The organism is Rheinheimera soli (assembly GCF_021290985.1).
In the GTDB taxonomy this organism is placed as follows: Bacteria; Pseudomonadota; Gammaproteobacteria; order Enterobacterales; family Alteromonadaceae; genus Pararheinheimera; species Pararheinheimera soli.
Genome location: NZ_JAJOYU010000018.1, coordinates 18101 through 36340 on the forward strand (window position 1 = coordinate 18101; position 18240 = coordinate 36340).

Annotated in this window: 12 protein-coding genes; 1 reads left to right on the forward strand and 11 read right to left on the reverse strand. The window is 44.8% G+C overall.

Annotated features, from left to right (window positions below):
• Positions 1-267: 267 nt before the first annotated feature.
• On the forward strand, positions 268-2421 hold the full coding sequence (locus LSG37_RS13270) for a winged helix-turn-helix domain-containing protein (RefSeq protein WP_233080337.1): 2154 nt from the start codon (positions 268-270) through the stop codon (positions 2419-2421).
• Between the two features lie 132 nt (positions 2422-2553).
• Here LSG37_RS13270 and LSG37_RS13275 read toward each other — a convergent pair whose 3' ends face one another.
• The 11 genes from LSG37_RS13275 to LSG37_RS13325 all read right to left on the reverse strand — a co-directional run bounded on the left by LSG37_RS13275 (position 2554) and on the right by LSG37_RS13325 (position 18048).
• A complete protein-coding gene (locus LSG37_RS13275; protein ID WP_233080338.1) occupies positions 2554-4962 on the reverse strand; it encodes an ABC transporter permease in 2409 nt (802 codons plus the stop codon).
• Positions 4959-5660, reverse strand: a complete 702-nt coding sequence (locus LSG37_RS13280) for an ABC transporter ATP-binding protein (RefSeq protein ID WP_222422598.1) — start codon at positions 5658-5660, stop codon at positions 4959-4961. The genes LSG37_RS13275 and LSG37_RS13280 overlap by 4 nt, the downstream gene beginning before the upstream one ends.
• 8 nt (positions 5661-5668) lie before the next feature.
• Positions 5669-6898: an efflux RND transporter periplasmic adaptor subunit gene (locus LSG37_RS13285; protein ID WP_233080339.1), complete on the reverse strand. Its 1230-nt coding sequence runs from the start codon at positions 6896-6898 to the stop codon at positions 5669-5671.
• Between the two features lie 14 nt (positions 6899-6912).
• Positions 6913-9018: a peptidase domain-containing ABC transporter gene (locus LSG37_RS13290; RefSeq protein WP_233080340.1), complete on the reverse strand. Its 2106-nt coding sequence runs from the start codon at positions 9016-9018 to the stop codon at positions 6913-6915.
• A 2-nt stretch (positions 9019-9020) separates the two neighbouring features.
• Positions 9021-9788: a hypothetical protein gene (locus LSG37_RS13295; RefSeq protein WP_233080341.1), complete on the reverse strand. Its 768-nt coding sequence runs from the start codon at positions 9786-9788 to the stop codon at positions 9021-9023.
• Between the two features lie 57 nt (positions 9789-9845).
• Complete coding sequence (locus tag LSG37_RS13300) at positions 9846-10007, reverse strand: hypothetical protein (RefSeq protein WP_233080342.1); 162 nt, start codon at positions 10005-10007, stop codon at positions 9846-9848.
• A 108-nt stretch (positions 10008-10115) separates the two neighbouring features.
• Positions 10116-10748 (reverse strand): helix-turn-helix domain-containing protein, encoded by a 633-nt coding sequence (locus LSG37_RS21265; protein WP_269836593.1) that lies wholly within the window; start codon positions 10746-10748, stop codon positions 10116-10118.
• Positions 10749-10993: 245 nt separating this feature from the next.
• A complete protein-coding gene (locus tag LSG37_RS13310; protein ID WP_233080343.1) occupies positions 10994-13132 on the reverse strand; it encodes a winged helix-turn-helix domain-containing protein in 2139 nt (712 codons plus the stop codon).
• 207 nt (positions 13133-13339) lie between these two features.
• Positions 13340-15760: an alpha/beta hydrolase family protein gene (locus LSG37_RS13315; protein ID WP_233080344.1), complete on the reverse strand. Its 2421-nt coding sequence runs from the start codon at positions 15758-15760 to the stop codon at positions 13340-13342.
• 357 nt (positions 15761-16117) lie between these two features.
• On the reverse strand, positions 16118-16288 hold the full coding sequence (locus LSG37_RS13320; protein ID WP_233080345.1) for a hypothetical protein: 171 nt from the start codon (positions 16286-16288) through the stop codon (positions 16118-16120).
• A 176-nt stretch (positions 16289-16464) separates the two neighbouring features.
• On the reverse strand, positions 16465-18048 hold the full coding sequence (locus LSG37_RS13325; RefSeq protein WP_233080346.1) for a radical SAM/SPASM domain-containing protein: 1584 nt from the start codon (positions 18046-18048) through the stop codon (positions 16465-16467).
• Between the last annotated feature and the right edge of the window lie 192 nt (positions 18049-18240).

An 18240-nucleotide genomic window follows, 5' to 3' on the forward strand; every position in this document is an offset into this window, starting at 1 on the left:
GTTGGCAACAACGGATTCACTGCTTGTCCGTCAGGTTGTTGAGCTCAATCTAGCCAACGAGTGAGGAAAAGTCGCTTATCAGAACCTAAGCAATTTATTGGTAAGGAAAATAAAAATAAACCATTGTTTTTAAAAGAAATAATAAAACCTTACGAAAACCTTATGGCAAAAAATAAGGTATATTCAGACCAGTTTTATTTCACTTGAATCGATAGCAACATCTGTTAAAGTTACAACTGGTTAAAAAAATGGAAGAATAATTAACAGATGGATAAGATGCAGCTGGGACCATGGACTTTTACACCTGGCGATTACAGCATTCGTGATAAGGCTCAACGGATAGAGCTGGAACCTCTGTTGTGTAAGCTATTGCAATACTTTACTGAACATCCCGGCAAAATAATTTCCCGCCAACAGCTTGTCGACGCTATTTGGCAACAAAGTTATGTGGATGACAACGCGATAAATCGCGCTATGTCAGAACTTCGTAAAGCCTTGCAGCACCCTGATGTGCCCCAGTCGCTGATTAAAACCCATCATCGTAAAGGCTATAGCTTACAGCTGCCAGATCAGTCTGGCGCGGTGGTTGAGCAAGCTGCCCGCGCAGAAGGCTTCACCACAACTCAAGCCACTCAGCACAAAGGCAGCATCCCTCTTTGGTCAGTTGTACTTGCCACCCTGCTACTTGCAGGCACAGCAGCTGTTTATTATTTTTCGACCCAAAAGCCCACTTCCCTCATTGAAAACTCAAAGCTGGAGGACAAACCCCGGATTCTGCATATGGATATTGTCACCAGGCAAAAAGTCACCTGGTTTAAAGGCATTGAATCAAGACCTTTATTGTCCGCGGATAAGCAACTATTGGCTTATAGTCACTCACAGCCAGACGGCACTGTGCGTGCCATTGTACGCAAACTGGGTATGGGTACAGGCAGCGCATTACAGGAAGTGGTGATTGAAGGCAATAATAGTTTGTACAGCATTCAAAATTGGCAACCATTGAGTCGTAATCTGTTGGTTCAGGCGATAAGTAAAGATGGTCAACGCTGTGAATACCAGAATTATGATTTCAGCCAATATCCTCAGTATCAGGTCAAAACATTAACCTCTTGTGCAGGCTTGAACTTTGGTACAGCACAACAAAGTGCAGATGGACAATGGCTGTACTACAGCAAAGGCAGTGGCGGCTTATATTCCAGCAACGCGCTGCTGGCAGAAAATCTGACCACTGGTGCGGTACAAACTTTATTAGCAGCCCCTTCCGCAGGCCTAGGCGTCACTATGCTGGCGTTGTCTGCTGATGGCAGTAAACTTGCGTATATACTGATGCCTGAATCGAACAAGCCTGATATCTATATATATGATCCAAGCAGCAGGGAACATACCAGACTAGCCAGTCTGCCTTTCCCACTGATCCTGCTTGGGTTAGATTGGAGCACCGATCAGTCCAGTCTGATTTTGCCCGGCGGTGATGGCATATTGCAGATAAAGGTAGCAGATAAAACAAAGAGCCTGTTAAAGTTTCCTGAAGGCGTTACCGTCGGTGAGTTAACTCTGCTTGCAGAAGATCAAGCATATATTTCCAGCTTCACTGCAGGCAGTGCCTCGCAAAATGCGATGCAACTTATTAAAATTGAACAGCCATTTAATACCGCTGAGCGGAAAATCACCGTGCTGAGTGATACCGAGGGTAGCACGGCAGATTTGGCGGTATCCCCTATAGATAGCAGCAGCTATGCTTTTTCTGCCAATTGGACCGGCAGTTGGCAGCTATGGATGAACAACAAGGGGCAGAATGTTCAATTGACAGAACTTACGCCTGATGACAAACGGCTGAGCGGTATCAACTGGTCAGGTGATGGTCGCTATATAGCCTTTAATAAACAGGGCAATTTGCATTTATACGATACGCAGCGCCAGCAATTGATCAACAAACTGGAAAGTAATGATGTTGGTCAGGCGGTTTGGCTACCGGATAACAGCGGCCTGGTGCTAACCCGGCTGCAAGGCAATAGCCAGAATCTATGGCAACTGGATTTAGTCAGCAACGAGTTAACTCAACTGACGTTTTCAGCCGGAACTTTTGCACAGTTTGATGCCCAGGGCCAATTGCACTATCACCGTGACGGCAAGCTGTTACGTTATGTTGATGGCGGTAAAAATGATATAGAACTCAAGACCAACGCAGACACTAACTTTATGGCGCTTTGGTTGTTGCAGGGTCAGAAGCAATACCGTTTTGGTATGCTAGGGCATCTGGAACTGCATGATATAGTCACAGGCGAAACAAAAAGCAGCCAACTCCCTTATCAGTTATTGGCAATACACCCTGATCCACATAATCCAGACCAGCTTTACGCCACAGTATTTGTCACGCCAGAGCTGGCGCTGGAATTTATTCAGTGGAAACCCAAGCGCTGATACTTTTCTTTCTTAAAGGGCTGTAGCTATTCATGCAGCCACACACCCTGGGCTTTTTAGTGCCTAATTATGATTGTTGTGTCGTTTAACGATACCTGGTGACAAGCCAGTAGAAAAGCCTAGCATACGGTATTACTCATTACGCAAAGCTTTGATCGGATCGCCCAACAACACCCTTCGTAATGGCACAAAGCTACACAGCAGGGTGGCAAAGGCCAGCAGCAGCAAAACCGCAAAAACCAGCCGCCAGTCAGCTTGATACATTAGCTCAGGCTGAATCCGGCTTATTCCTGTTACAAAATAAAAGCAAGAAAACCCCAGTAGCAGCGCCGCCGCCAGCGGTTGGACTAGCTTTAGCAAGTTATCAAGTAGCAACTGATGGATACTGGCCCCCATTGCCATCTCTACACCCAACTGATAGCGACGAGCCTGCACCAGATAGCTAACAATACCTGCCACTCCAGCCAGCACAGTGAGTAAACTCATCAGTGCCAAGATGGCCGATAACGCAGCAGCCAAGCGGTGGGCCAGTGAAAAATGGGCAAATGCGGCCTTTAACGTGGTCAACTCCTGCAAATCCAGCCTTGGGTCTTGCTGTCGCAACAGCTCCAGCACGGCGGTATCAGTCAGTACGGCTCCCGGGCTTAACTTCAGCAAATAACTGTATTCACGACGACCAGTGTTTTCAACCGGGTAAAACACTTCATCAACTTCAAAATCGGGGGCTCCAGGAAAGTTAGTATTGGCCACCACGCCTATAATTTGCCGCTGTATGCTGTTGTCACTCAAAGCTATGCTTTGCCCCAAAGCGGGTTTTCCGTTCAACCGGGCGATGCGATCAGCCAAGCGCTGGTTTACGATCACTGGATGATGCTCCAGCCCGACCTGCTCAGCGCTAAAGTCCTGCCCCGAAAGCTCTAATCCATACAACTGAAAGTACCCTGGCAACACACCAATTTGTCGTGCTGCAGAGATCACCTCTCCTTGTGTATTACTGATCCTGTCCTGATTGCGTACCCTTGGTACCCTTGGTTCAGAAACAGGCATCACCTGCTGGACTTGTGGTAAAGCGGCCAGACTTTGCAATAATGCTCGATGGTAATTTTGTTGCTGCTCACTATTGTCTACATCTGCATAATTTACCGTTAAAGACCAAAGGTCTGTGGAATTCAATCCGGTTGGACGACTAGCTTCAGACCAGGCAGCTGCAAATACGTGTACAGTTGCCAGCAATACCAACAGAGATAACAACAACTGCACACCAATTAAACTGTGAGCTGTTCCCTGACGCAGCTGTTTCCCTGCGCCTTTACCACTGCTTTGCAAACTAGCCATTAGCTGCCTCTCCCGCACTCCGCTAAGCTCAATCCAGCTAAACAGCAACGCAATACCCAGCAACACTAGGGTGGTGAGAAATAACATAAAACCATCTATCCGCAGCACGCTAAGCCGCGGTAGTTGCTCTGCAGCAACTTCGGTAATCACACCAAAACTCAGCGATGTCAGTAACAGTGAAACTATGCCTGCGCCGGCTAACAAAGTCGCATTATGGCGAAACACCTGATAAAACATTTGTTTTTTACTAGCACCAAAGGCATAGCAGACTGCCAGTGGCTGCAACCGCTTTACTGCTCTAGCCAATTGCATACTACATAAATTGACCAAAGCAATCAGGGTGAGTAGTGATACACCAGCCAACAGCATCAATACCAGACGACCAGAATCGCCCTGAATTTGCTGACGTAACGGCACTGCCTTGCCGCTATAATCAAACATATGCTGTAAATCCGGATGACGTTCGGCCGACGCCTGCTTCATTAGTTTCGAGACTTCAGTAGTGGCTTGTTGCTGGTTCACACCGGTTTTTAAGCGGCCCAAAGCGGAAAAGTTTGCGTTGTAGCCGTCAATGCCACGAATATTAACTGTCTCATCCATATCCAAAGGTAGCCAGATCGCTTGATGAGCCTCATGAAAGCCAGGTAATTCCAACTCCTGCTTAAGTACCCCGATTACCGTAAATTGACGCTGATTGAGCTGAATACTCTGTCCGACAATATCACTGCGGCCTTGATAATACTGTTGCCATACCGCCTGACTTAGTATCACCGAGGGTTGCTTATTCCCCACCTGTTCCTGCTCATTAAATAGCCTGCCTAATAATGGTTCAACCCCCATAACTTCAAAAATATTATGGGCCCCCAACAGCACCTGAACCTCGGGCCGCTGCGGCAAATCTACCAGTTGGTACTCTGTTTGAAGGCTAAAATATACGGCCATCTGTTCCAGCAACTGACTTTTTTGCTGCAAATCAAACAATCCCTGAATATGAGTTTGTTGATGCAAGGCTCCCTGATAATTCAACTCGCCACCTATATAATAAAGTTCAGTATCTTTTTTATAAGGTAGGGACGCAAAGAAGGTGATGTTAACCAGACTCAACACACTAAACAGTAAAGTTAGAGTGAACACCAGGCTCAGTACCACAGTGATATAGTATTGCCGGGCATGGTAAATGGTGCGCCAGATCATTTGCCAATTCATGCAACCTGCTCCAGCTGTTCTGCCGAAACTACCTGGCCATCCAATAAATGAATTTGCCGGTGTGCCATAGTGGCATAACGCGGATCATGGGTGACCAGACAAATGGTGGTTCCCTGAGCATGCAATTCGGCCAGCAAAGCCATCACCGCATCGCCATTTTTTGAGTCAAGGTTACCGGTTGGCTCGTCGACCAGCATAATACCCGAATCAGCGGCAAGAGCCCGAGCTATGGACACCCGCTGCTGTTGTCCGCCTGACAATTGATTGGGGAAAAGAGCAGCTTTATCGGATAAGCCAACTTTTTCCAGACACTGTAGCGCCCTTGCCTGACGCTGTTTGAGGCTATCCCCTCGATATTTGAGCGGCAAGGCGACATTATCCAGCACAGTGTATTCGTCTATCAGGTTAAAAGCCTGGAATACAAAACCAATGCGGCGACTACGCATCTGTGCCCGCTGCTCGGCGTTCATATCAGAGACCAGTAAGCCGTCGATATAATATTCACCGCTATCGGCGGTATCAAGTAAACCTAAAATATTCAATAAGGTCGATTTGCCGCAACCAGACGGACCACAAATAGCGACATATTCGCCTTCATGCACACTAAAACTAACACCGTTAAGCACTGTTTGCTGCTGCTGACCAGATTGAAAGCTTTTTTTAAGGTGTTTGACTTTAAGTACATCGGTTTTCATCATTTCAATCCTTATTGAGTCAATTTTAGTTGCGCAACAGAGTTTTCAATCTGAAGGTCACTGACAATAATACGGTCACCAGGCGCCAAGCCCGATATCACTTCGATTTGCTGACCAGAGGCCTTGCCAAACTGCACAGGCACCTTGGTTGCAACTTGAAAAGTATCTACCTTAAATAACTCTATTTCCGTATCCTCAGCCACACCAACTGGCCGGTCGACAAAGTTTACCTGACCACGGCTTTGTCCACGGATCTGGGCATCCACCATCTGCATGGGGCGGATATCCGCACTTAAATTTTCCGGTAATAGAATATCTACCTGAACTGCACCATCTACGACCACCGGATCAATCCGCAATACCTGTCCGGTCACAATGCCATGCCGGGTATCCACTTCGGCACCTGCTCCTGGCTGTAATAAACGTACTTGCATTTGTGGTACTTTCACTTCAGCGATAAGCGGCGATAAGCTGCCAACCAGTGCCAGTTCTTCACCAATATTTACACTCTGTCCCAAACTGACAGGTAAGCGTTGTAACACGCCAGCAAGCCCAGCTCGCACCACAAGCAGCTGCTGTTGGTAAGTGGCATTACTAAACTCAGCTTCAGCTTGTTGAATTTCTTCTTGCAGGATCAGCAAATGTTCCTGATGCACTTCTTGCAAGGTATCAAACTTTTGTTGCTCTAATTGGTAACGTTCTTTCAGTTGCTCAGCTTTGGCTCTACTGCGTCTGGCATCCATTGCCGAAATAATACCTGCGTCGGCCAGCGGCGCTTCAGCCTCGACTTGTAGCCCAGCAAGTTCAGCTTCAGATTTAAATTCGGACAAACGTGAACGCTGATCCAATAGTTCGCGCTGCTGTTCCAATGACAGTTTACGACCGTTGGTTTTTTTATTGTGAACATTAGCCATCGCCTGTTGCACAGCTATTTCCAGTGTCGGGTTTTTTAACGTTAGAATAATGCTGTCAGGCTCAACGACCGCACCAGGGCGCAACTTAATTTCATCCACCGTCGCTGCGCTGCTGGCAGTGATCATACGTTGGTTCTGCGACTGCAAAATGCCATAGCCAGTAACCCTTTGGGTAAAGTCGCCGCTTTGTACTGTAGCAATGCTTACAGACGACAAACTCATGTATTGCATGCCTCCAGCAAAACCAATACTCCAACCGCTGATTAAAAGCAGTACCGATATCAGCCCAATGGCGCTATAAACCAGTGTGCTCAGATTTTTTTTCATAATTCATCCTATCTTCATGCTCTTGCCATGTTGGCAATCAACTCGGTTAAATCAATAACCCGATCTGCAGCCGCAATAGTCTCTTTGCGGTGCGCAACACTGATACGCGTCATGTTTTTTTGTTTCAGGTACTGATTTACACGTTGTTCGCTCACGCTATCCAGATGGCTAGTAGCTTCATCCAAGAACAAAATTCTGGGTTGGGTATAAAATGCACGAGCCAGCAGGATGCGCTGTTTTTGCCCGCCAGATAGCGCACTTCCCAGATCCCCCACCTGAGTATGCAAGCCCATGGGCATAGCCTGTATTTCATCCCAGATTGCAGCACCTTTAAGAGCTTCTTTCACTAATTCAAGATTGGGGGAAGGCTCAAAAAAAGTGATGTTTTCCAGTAAAGAACCGTTGAGCAGCTGGTCATTTTGCATCACTGTTGCACAGCATTGGCGAAATTGGCGGAACCCTATTGATTTAACAGGCATGCCATCCAGCAACAAGTCGCCTTGCTGTGGCTGCATTAATCCAGTCATGATTTTTAACAGTGTGGATTTACCTAAACCTGAGCGCCCAATTATCGCAACGGACTCACCAGCCTCTACCCTAAAACTGAGCGCCTGATACAGCCAGGGGGTACTGTCGCTGTAACGAAAATGCAGATTTCGAACTTCCAGAGCACCAATTATCTGTTCTGATTTAAGCGCTACCCTGACTTGATCCTGCTCCGGCACCTGCATAACGATATCGGACATACGACGCAGATAGGTGCCCGCTATCCGAAAACGGAAGATGTTATCAACTAAAGACTGGGCACTATCGGCAAATTGCTGGCGGTAGGCCAAATAGGCTAGAAACATACCCAGGCTAAGCGCTCCTTCAATAATAAAAGAGGCACTAATCATCACAATAATCAAATATTCAATTCGGCCAAGTGCGTTCTGGGTAACATCACTGGCAATGGTTACTTTCTCTCGTTGGATACTGGAGTTTAGTGTATCGGCATAAAGGTTCATCCAACTTGATAGACGGTTATTTTCTTTCGCAAAACTTTTTATCGGCATAATGGCCCGAATAGTTTCAATAAAATGGCTATTTTCCTTGGCGTGTTTACTAAGCTGCTGCTCAAGGTGCTCATTTTCTTTGTTGGTCAGGAAAAATCGAATCAAATACAGTGCAACCAGAAAGCCAACCGAAACCAATGCGAGAGTCTTGTTGTAGTAAAACATGATGGTCAGCGTTGTAATGCTCAATAGTCCATCGACTATAGCCGTAATAAAGCCTCTGCTAATCATGCGCTGAACTTCATTAAATGCTTCGAATCTGGACTTGATGTCCCCTACATGGCGACTTTCAAAAAAGCTGAGCGGCAAATGCAAAAGATGGCGTTGAATATTGGCTTTGACCTGAAAGCTCAGGTTCTTATCCAAATACATTATAGCGGCCGAACGAATAACCTGGGCCAACACAGACAACATCAACACCAATGAAAAACCGATAAAAACCGACCAGAGCATGCTGGTTTGGCCTGAGTTAATCCCTTTATCTATCACAACCCGAATGTAATAGGGAGATATCAGTAATAACCCCTGCAACAACAGCGCAATGACCAGAATTTTTCCTAGTGATGCCCACAAGCCATCCACTTTACCTATAAAGTGGCGCAGCGGTATACGAATCCGTTCATCTTTGCGCGCAAAATCACTCGATGGGACCAGTTCAATGACTATACCAGTGAAGGATTCAGAGACCTGATTCCAATCCAGATTTAAGCGTCCTTTTGCCGGATCATGAATAGTGATCCCTTTGCTGCTCACTTTCGCAAGCGTGACAAAGTGATTAAAGTTCCAGTGCAGAATTGCCGGCTTTTTGACTTTTGCCAGTTGCCCGAGATCAAGTTTCAGTACTCGTGCAGACAAGCCTAATTCATCGGCAATATTGACGATTTGTTTTACGGTAACCCCATGTAAACCAGCTGGGTATTTCTGCCGCATAGCAAGCATATTCGTTTTAAATCCATGGTAGCAAGCCACCATGGCAATACAGGTAATTCCGCACTCAGCCACTTCACTTTGCAGATAAACTGGCAGTTGCTGGCTTCTGAATTGAATATAATCAGAAATAAGCATAACTAGCCCTCCTTGATCAGTGCAAAGAAGTTATTACGCTTCACATTGAGCTCAAGCCGAACGTCTGCGGATGGATGAAGCACGCCAGGCTCATAAGGTAGCTGAAGCTGTATCCCCACATTAATTCTGCCTTGCTGAAAAGGTCCGATAACAGAGTGAACTTTTCCCCTAGCCCACAGTGACCCAGCCCGCAGATTTACAACTTGCCCAGGTTGTATCTGATTAGGCTTAGTTCCTGTTAACGAGAAAAAAAACAAATGATCGTCATTAATTCGCAATACTTTGGCAATGGTTTGAAAAGCCAGGGCAGTAGAGCCTGAGTTCACCATCGCAAAATAGGTTCCAGACTCACTACTTTTCAACAAATCAACTTGCTCAAGCTGGCTTTTAGAATCGAAAGAACGTACTTGCACTATCACTTGTTCACGATTTATGCGACTGCCATCCATATTCAGATGACGTTCCACAACCACAGGTACAGGAGAAACAATAGGAAAATAGTTTGATTCATGAGCTTCCAGGTTTAACTGCTCACGACTGACAAAGGGAAAGACCAACGCGAAAAAAATCAGCAGACCAAAAGCAATAAACATAATGACTATCGATTTATCCAGCATATGTGACTGCTGAATAACAGATTTGCCAAACTCTTGCGTTTGGTACTGATGCCGCAACGCCTCTTTACGAAATAATTTCAGATAAGACATCATAAGCCTTCTAATGCATTCAATACCGCCACGTTTGGGCCAATCATTGACATCATCAGCCATTCGGTGACCCACTCAGACATTGCAACTGTCTGAGTGCCCAAAGCATTTATGTTGTGACTAAAATTTTGCAGGTTCATCATTCAGTTCAATGTAAACATCGTCCGGATTCAGCAACCCCCCCACAATCTTATCCAGCTCATCCAAAGCAGTGACTTCAATGAAGCCTTCAGCTGTGACGGTTGCGGCTAGCGGTTCGTCCAAAGCTATATAATTTTTCATGCTGCACCTCATCTACAAGTTTTGCCAGCCAGACTATGGATGCTAACCACTGGATATCACCATCACTGTGCTGTTCTTTTTTTATCACCAAAAAATAACCATGAAAAATCAGATAGTATTCATGTAGTTGTGAATGAGTTGTTGCCTGTTTGCGCTACCTGTTTTTTGCATACTGTTAGTCAGATGAAAATTCACAGTCCGCTCTGTAATACTGAGAATCCGGCTGATTTCCCACGAGGTTTTGCCATGAGCAGCCCAGTGAATACATTCAATCTCACGAGGAGTCAGACGTACTTCAACGTCAGGTTCTTTTTCATTTAAACGTCGATAAGTGTCGTAAACGTAAGTGGCTACAATTTGCCAAAACCAACCCAGTTTCTCGGCAAACTTTGGCTCTACGTTTTGACTGGTAAACCCCAGAATCAGACATGCATGATCTGGACGGGAAGTGACAATAGGGATCAGCAGGCTGGCTTGTGGCAAAGTTACTTTGGTCAATTTCTTTGAGCCGGACCAGGATGGTTTATAACAGTGCAGGCATACCTGTTTAAGTGCTGGTAAGGTAAGCTTTTGTTTAAGTCCATCTGGCAATGATCCTATATAGGCGGTGCTGTCTCGATGAACAATAAAACAGCACCAGTCTATATGAGGCAGTTCTGAGAATTGAATCAAATAACGTTCTAACTGGATCAGTGTTTCAACCTGATCCAGTTCAGCCAAAGTTTGCTCAAAGAAACTCATAGCGCCTCCCTGAACTATTAATCGATTTCACAGCTACTGGTCAATTTACACCAGGACAATGGCGAAACGGTTTCACTCTCAGACTTACTCTCAGCCATCAATGCTGAAGGAAATATGAGTACGAGCGCAATGATAATAACTTTCATGAAATTCCCCTTTAATAGTAGTTAAGTCAGGGAAATTTTGAATGGGAAACCGAGCGGGGGAAATAACGAGAATCTAATTTTACTGTGGTTAATTTATCACTACTTTATAAGGTAACCGGATAAATCAATGCCACTAAGACTTGTCATTCGTGTCCCTCTACTACTGTAAAGCACACGACTCCCATTTTGATTAATCGCAAAACGAGGTCGCATTTTTTCGTAAGGAAAACTGGCTTGACGAAACTCGCCACTGACAAAATCCAGTTGATTTAACCACGTAGATACAAAATCAAAATCGCTCCAAATCAAGGACTGATTTTTGACATACCAGCGACTAATAAATTCAGTATTAATGCTATATCCGAGAGCACGAACCTGACGAAACCCGGAGTCCAACTGATGTAACGCACCATTTTCAGTCACAGCAATAAAGCCATGGCTGTATTCTCTGGCAGACCTGTAGCCTAACGCGAGTCTTTTGCTACGCTGACTAGCACGGTCAAATTGATGCAATTCCCAATCTCCCACGATCAATTGGCCAAAATAGACACTTTGACCATCCGATGAAAACGCAGCCTGGCTGTCCAGAAGACTTTTCGATGAAGATACGATCTCTACAGAACTTTTGGATACATTCACCACTAGCAGTTGATCTCCCACATGTAATAACAAGACCCCCTGTTCAGGATGAATATCCAGTAACTCGAGCTTCTTATGGGTGCTAAAAAGAGTTTCTTTGTTACCACTGCTTTGATCATACTTCACCAGCATACGTTTATTCTGATCACTGACAACTGCATAATAGATATGGTCATGTTCGGCATAACTCATCATGAGCGTCCCACTGACGGCGTTAACAATCCGTCCTTCGGACAATTCAGGGGTAAGAATCAGCTCACGAAAAACTGGCTCAACAGAATCTGAATTACGCAATAAATACAGTCTGTTATCTGAATTAGCAATTGAGAAATCCGTAATCTGATCTTCGCCCTGCTCCAACAAAATCTGTTCACTGCCCGACGATAAGCTAACAATACTAAGTTGCTGTTCATCCAGTTTCATCAACGAATTACCGTTCAGCCATTCCAATCGACCGACACGGGCCTGTGTGGCTTTTGAATACACTGTACGCTGCGATCTTACCTCTTGAATTTCCAGCCAATATTCCTGACCACTGCGCAAAATAGCACTTGCCAGCCACTGACCATCCGGGGAATGTACTGAATGATAAATGTGATCCAGAGCGCTGCTGCGAGCTTGCACCCGTTCTAAAGTATTTGACTGACTTTGCCAGCGGTATAGCATGGCTGTTCCTTGCTCTGCGTCCATCGCATTAATAAACCACTCTCCCTGTTGTTGACCAGGGCTTACCCGGAAAATCATGAAAAAGTTGACAAGAGGCTGTTCGCTTACAACGCGCTTATTCTCATCGAGCACTAAAAGATAGACCGAAGAGTTGCCCACCACTTCATCGACAACAAAAAGTGAGTTGTCATTATTAAACTCCAGCATTGATGGTTGCTGTGCACTGGTAGACAAAAGGTGAATATCTTTGGTTTTGCGGTTTTTCAGATAAATTTGCCAAGGTTCACTCTGGTTTAAACGACCAATAAAAGCTAGGTATCGCCCATCCGGAGAGACTGTCAGCCCCTTCTTCTCGCCAGATATAGTCGTAATCACCTGACTGGGTAGATGCCAAAGCTCAGAAATATCCGATTCAGGTTTTCCTCTTGGAGAAAAAAACAATAAGAGAAGGATCAAAACACCAAAAACAATAAAGCAAGCTATAGTGAGGATTTTGGTGGGCTGAAAAACAATAGGCTCAAACTGTTCCGGCCTCGCGGTATAACCACCTGACACTTCAGCCATGCCCTCTATCATCGTAGTAGCGCTCAACTTATGATCTGGGGTGACAAAATCCGTATATTCGCTGATATAACAAACCAACTTATAGCCACGTTTTGACAGTGATTTAATGTATTTGGGGTCAGCGACATTAGTATCGTCAAACAGGTTTCTGAGTTTTTTGATTGTTCCCCTGACAGCAGTATCACTGACTACACGACCAGACCAGACATGTTCATGCAATTCCTGCAGGCTGATATAACGATCCCGATGCAAATACAAGTAAGCAAGCAGCTCCAATACCTGAGGTTCGGCTTCTAACTCTTTTTCGCCAGAAAACAAAAAGTTGCTACTGGTATCGAAAATAAACTCACCAAGAATGACCTTAGACATACACCCAAAATAGCCACAAAAAACCTAATGGCATTATTGTCTGTAAAAACTTACAGGGCAAGGGAATTATCCGTAGTAGGTAAAATTGTAAAAGTTTAGTTTACATACAGAGTTTTACGTCGTTTAGGCGGTCTGCTACATAGCTTAGAAAACGGCGGTAAAACAGAGTAAGGCAGAGGAGTTACCTGTTTTCTGACTGAGTGCTGGTTAGTTAGCCTGTGCACACTGCCGTAGCCAAGCCGACTGAGCTACAAGCATTTGTTGGATGGTTTCTTTATAACGGTAGGCATGCCGTTCTTTATTCAGTAATAACAACTTGGCAGGCACCTGATGCGCTTGTAATGCCTGAAACATCATTTCAGATTGTAATGGAGCTGTACCAGGGTTTTCATCAGCCAAACCGTGGATCAGCAATACAGGGGTTTTTATCTTATCCGCATGGAAAAATGGGGATAGTTGCTGATACAAATCAGGTACCTGCCACAAGGTGCGTTTTTCTCCCTGAAAACCCAAAGGCGTCAGCGATCGATTGTAAGCACCACTTCGTGCTATTGCACAGCGAAAATCAGTATGTTCTGTCAGCAAGCTTAAAACACTAAAAGCACCATAAGAGTGTCCCATCAATACCAGCCGGGTAGTATCAATACGGCCAGTCTGTTCCAGGGTTTTAATCAAAGACGACATGTTCAGTTGCTGCTGCTGCATAAAAGTATCATTTGGTTCTTGCCCGTTCTGGCGGACTATAGGGATCTGACTGGCATCCACAACCGCATAGCCATCTAATAGTGCAATCTGAGGTCCTTGCGGATCAAGAAGCTCAAATCCAAAGTGTTGTGATGGTTTTGCTTGTTGCTGATGACTATGATACTCGCGAGGGTATAGCCAAATCACTGCAGGTAACAACTCATCATTCTGTTTTCTCGGCAGATACAGCTGGCTGTACAACTGTACGCCGTCACCACGTTTAAATTCCAGTAATACAGGCTTTGGCACTGAAACCAGATCATCGGAATGCCAATCATATAAAGGTTTTTCGTCGTCGTTATGGTGTATTTGCAAAGATGGAGCTCTCTCGGGCGTCTCGGCAACAAGCATCAGCCATTCTTTCTCGCCCGTTATTCTGAGATAAACGGGTGTTCTTCGTTGATCAGCGCTCTCGTTTTTAAAAGCAACGCTCTGTTCAGACGCCTTTCTGCCTTGTCTGACCACATAAACCCCATCCCCCCAGCGGTGCTGGCCCTCAGCTTGAAAATACACCTCCTGCCGCTGATTACTAATGAGTTCAATTCTCCCATCGGGCAACAACTGGGTAAGCAGATCGCCGGGAAATTCAGCACTATTGGTGTAATCGTATTGAGTCAATAGACTTTCTTTCTGCTCTGCTGCGTTAAGTTGCAAGTTCCAGTACCTAAGTTGCTTTTGACCTGCATGAAAATCGCTATACACAAGCCGACCTTCCTTTGTCAGATAGAATTGATGTAAACGCCAGTTTGTTTTAAAAAGTTCTGTTGCTTCTTTTGTAAATGGAGCTTCAAAAGACATCACGGCATCACGATATCTTGCATCAACTCTATGCCCCTGCGGTTCAACGCTCTCCACCCAAATCACTGTAGCAGGTTGATCCGGCCGCCATTGCACTAGACGAGCGCCTTCGGCGGCAGCATCTGGCTCCCTTGCCCGCTGTCGATCAGTCTGCAGCTTTGGCAAGACTGCTTTTACCTCTCCGGTTAAAATATCGACAATCTGATACTCTCGAGCCAACCGATTGAGGCGGATCCCAGGTTGTACTTCATCCGCAAGATGCTGAACCAGTAGATACCGCCCATCCGGGGAAACACTGATGGCCTCTAATAAAAGCTTTGACGTCAAAGTGCGTACTTCGCCATTTTTATGCAGCAGAACAGCTTGTTGACTCAGCAACGCTTTAAAGTTCTGTCGGGCTAACTCCGTATCAAGTGTATTTCGATAGATCCGCGTCTGAACTGACTGACTCTCCGAACTTTGCAGCGTAGCAGCTGGAGGTTTTGCTGCATTGATAGAAAGCATGCGGCTGTGCCGAAGAATGATGCTCTGGCTATCAGGCATCCATACGATGGAAGGAGAATCTAATTGTCCTGATACCCCAATATCCGACCAAGGCTCAAGCTTTTGCTGAGATATATCAAAGCGCCAGATATCCAGCACTTTGTCACTCACGCCAATTAAAGCAAAGCTTTCAGAGTCGGGGGCCCAACGCACATCACGAACTGTCCGCTCTGGCAGTGACAAGTCTTTGCTATGACCAGTACTGATATGAATTAATTGTACTGTGTTGATTAGAGTGTTGCTGACTTCCAAAGGTCGACCCAGGTAAAACTCTCGGCCTAAGAACTCTATTCGCTCCGAATTACTTTCGTCGTTAAGGGATGGGTACTTGTTACCATTTGCCAGAACAAGCCACTGTCGATCCGGCGATAACCGCATCAAATCTGGTCCGACACTTTTCATCAGGCGCTGGTAATCAAATGACAACTGACCTGATGTCTGGCTGGCCTCTTCTTGTGCTGTTAGAGGCAAGACACTGAGGGCTATACATACAAACAAAATCTGGCAGGTAATCATCTGCACATCGGGCCATCTAAGTGACATTTATGCCTCCAATAACACAGGTCGTTATCTCCAGCTCTAAAGTAGTTCAATGGATACCTGTTCTGGTTATCAGGCCAAAACTCAGCTCGGGCCCCTAGTTTCGATGCAAAGGCCCCATATATTTATCATTGAACGAGGCAGGGCTGCTCGCGCCCTGCCTTTTAACCTGAACCCAGCATAATTAACTCGCTTAAAAACGAACTATGTTCTGACCGAATACGCAAATGTCTTAGAACCAGCTGGTGCTTTGTCTAGCCACAGCGAGCTATAGCCAGACAAAACAGCACAGAGAGGTAAAAAAAGATGCAAATTCAGTGACGCAGCCTATTCTGAATTCAGATTTTCCAGCAAAGTGCCTTACTCAATCTGCTGGTTTTCTTTATAGCTGCCACAAGCGAAACCGATACATTCTGAATCGTCAGCCTGCTCTGGATTCGTACCACCTGATATTTCATCCAGCAACTCAGGTGAAACCTCATCTGGAGTAGCAGAAGCTTTCTTTTTAGTCAGATCTTTAAATTCAGTCATATTTAACCTCATAAATAAATTGATACTTGGTTTTTTATTAAACCAGTTGGACCACGTTCCGCAGAAACTCTGCGACTTGTCGTTACAACAAGATGTTTAACAACGACTCAGAAAACTATCTGCGTGTTTAACTGAGCCAGATTTTGTTATAGGATTGTTTGTGTCATGCAAAAACATTACGAAACAACCAGCAGATCTTCTCTGGTTTTTATATATGCTTCTGCCACACTGGCTCTGAATCTTTTCCCGTATCCATCACAATAGTTAGAATGCAAAGTACCGGTCTTTTCTGACGCATAAACGGCACAACCGCCGCCACAATGCAGAGCATAACGACATTGTGAGCAAACAGAATTTGATACAACACTTCTTGAGCGCCAATTTTTTTCCTGCTCATTGAAAAACATTAACCCGGCATATTTATCAACAGTACCAATCCTAATGTTTTTATCTCCTGTTTTTTCCCAACAGGCATAAATGTCCGCAAGTGCATCAAAAAGATACATTCTGTCATGTGCTGCGCAGTAATTAGTCTTAATACCTGAGGATGCTTTCTCTGGATTCTTAAATATACCTATGGCTTGATTTCTCATTTTGTCGCCATCAACTGAAAACAATGCGGTCTGCGGATGCTGGACGCGCATCGTCTCCATTTCTTTATTTAGTTTTAATGTAGTCATACATTGCTCTTTATCAGTGTTGTCATTAAGAGCATGTATGGGTGCCAGATAAGCACCAAAATTGGCTTTTTCATGCCATTTTTTAGAATGAATGAAAGAAGATAATTCAGGTAAATCATTAATGTTTCCGTAGTCAACATTGACACGAACATTAATAAAAACCCCTTTTGACAAGGCTAAATCAATATTACTGGCAATTTTAGCGAAACTTCCTGAACCATCCGGATAGATCCGCCTTTTATCATGCTCTTCAGGTTTACCATCTAAAGTAATCTGAATTTCGCTGATGCCATCCTTACCTAGCAAATCATGGTAAAACTCAAGTTCAGTGCCGTTGCTTGTTGCTGAAAAGCTGGCCGAACTCAGTGTTTTCGCTTTATCCATAATGTAACTAATGATGTCACGGTTCGCTTTTAAAAGCGGCTCACCACCAAAGAACGAGATATGCCTGTGCTGTCTTTCTTCAGATAATTCAAAACCATGTTTTTCTTCAATCAGCGGCATACTGGCAAAGATACGATCCACTGTTTCCTTATCCATCAACTTCAAGAATTTTTTAAAGCTCGGTTCTTTTCTCATATGATCCTGAAAGCAATATGGGCAGCGCAGATTGCAATCATAAGTGGGCATAAAAAGGTAACGAGGCATATTCATAGATGATTTACGCCGTTTTACCTCAACATAACGTTTAAAGAAGGCCAACTCTTCATCGCTTGTTCTTTTTGTTAAAAAACCATAGTGCACAAGCTGCTGAAAGGTTTCGTCTGTCGGTTTTTCTGGCTCGCCCTGGAACTCAAAATCATCTTGCCACTCTCCGTACAACGGACGAGGCGGGCGCTTAAGTTCAAGCTTCCTTAGGTATGCAGCCACCTTTTTTGATACCAATATTCTATGCCCCAGATAACCATGAACAAGAACCATAGCCTCATTGTTATCCGGCAAGTCGACATAAATAGTGTATTGGCTTGTTCGATGAGCACTCAATGATGGACCATATGAAGGCTGTTCCTTTAAAACTGCACCATCAGCCGGCAGATCGTTTTGGTCAGATAATCTAAAAATCTGAATGACATTTTCCATGCTGCACCTACTTGAACTATTTTTTAATACAAGACGAATAGAGTTTTTTGTTTATTAAACAAGTCACTCCGTCCTGACCTTTGCTATATTCTGACCTTTGCCATTTACCTAAAAAAACAACACACGGATTTCACATAATCGGCACAAAGTTCCATTAACCACAAGATTTATAGTTTTTCGGTTGATCGTCAA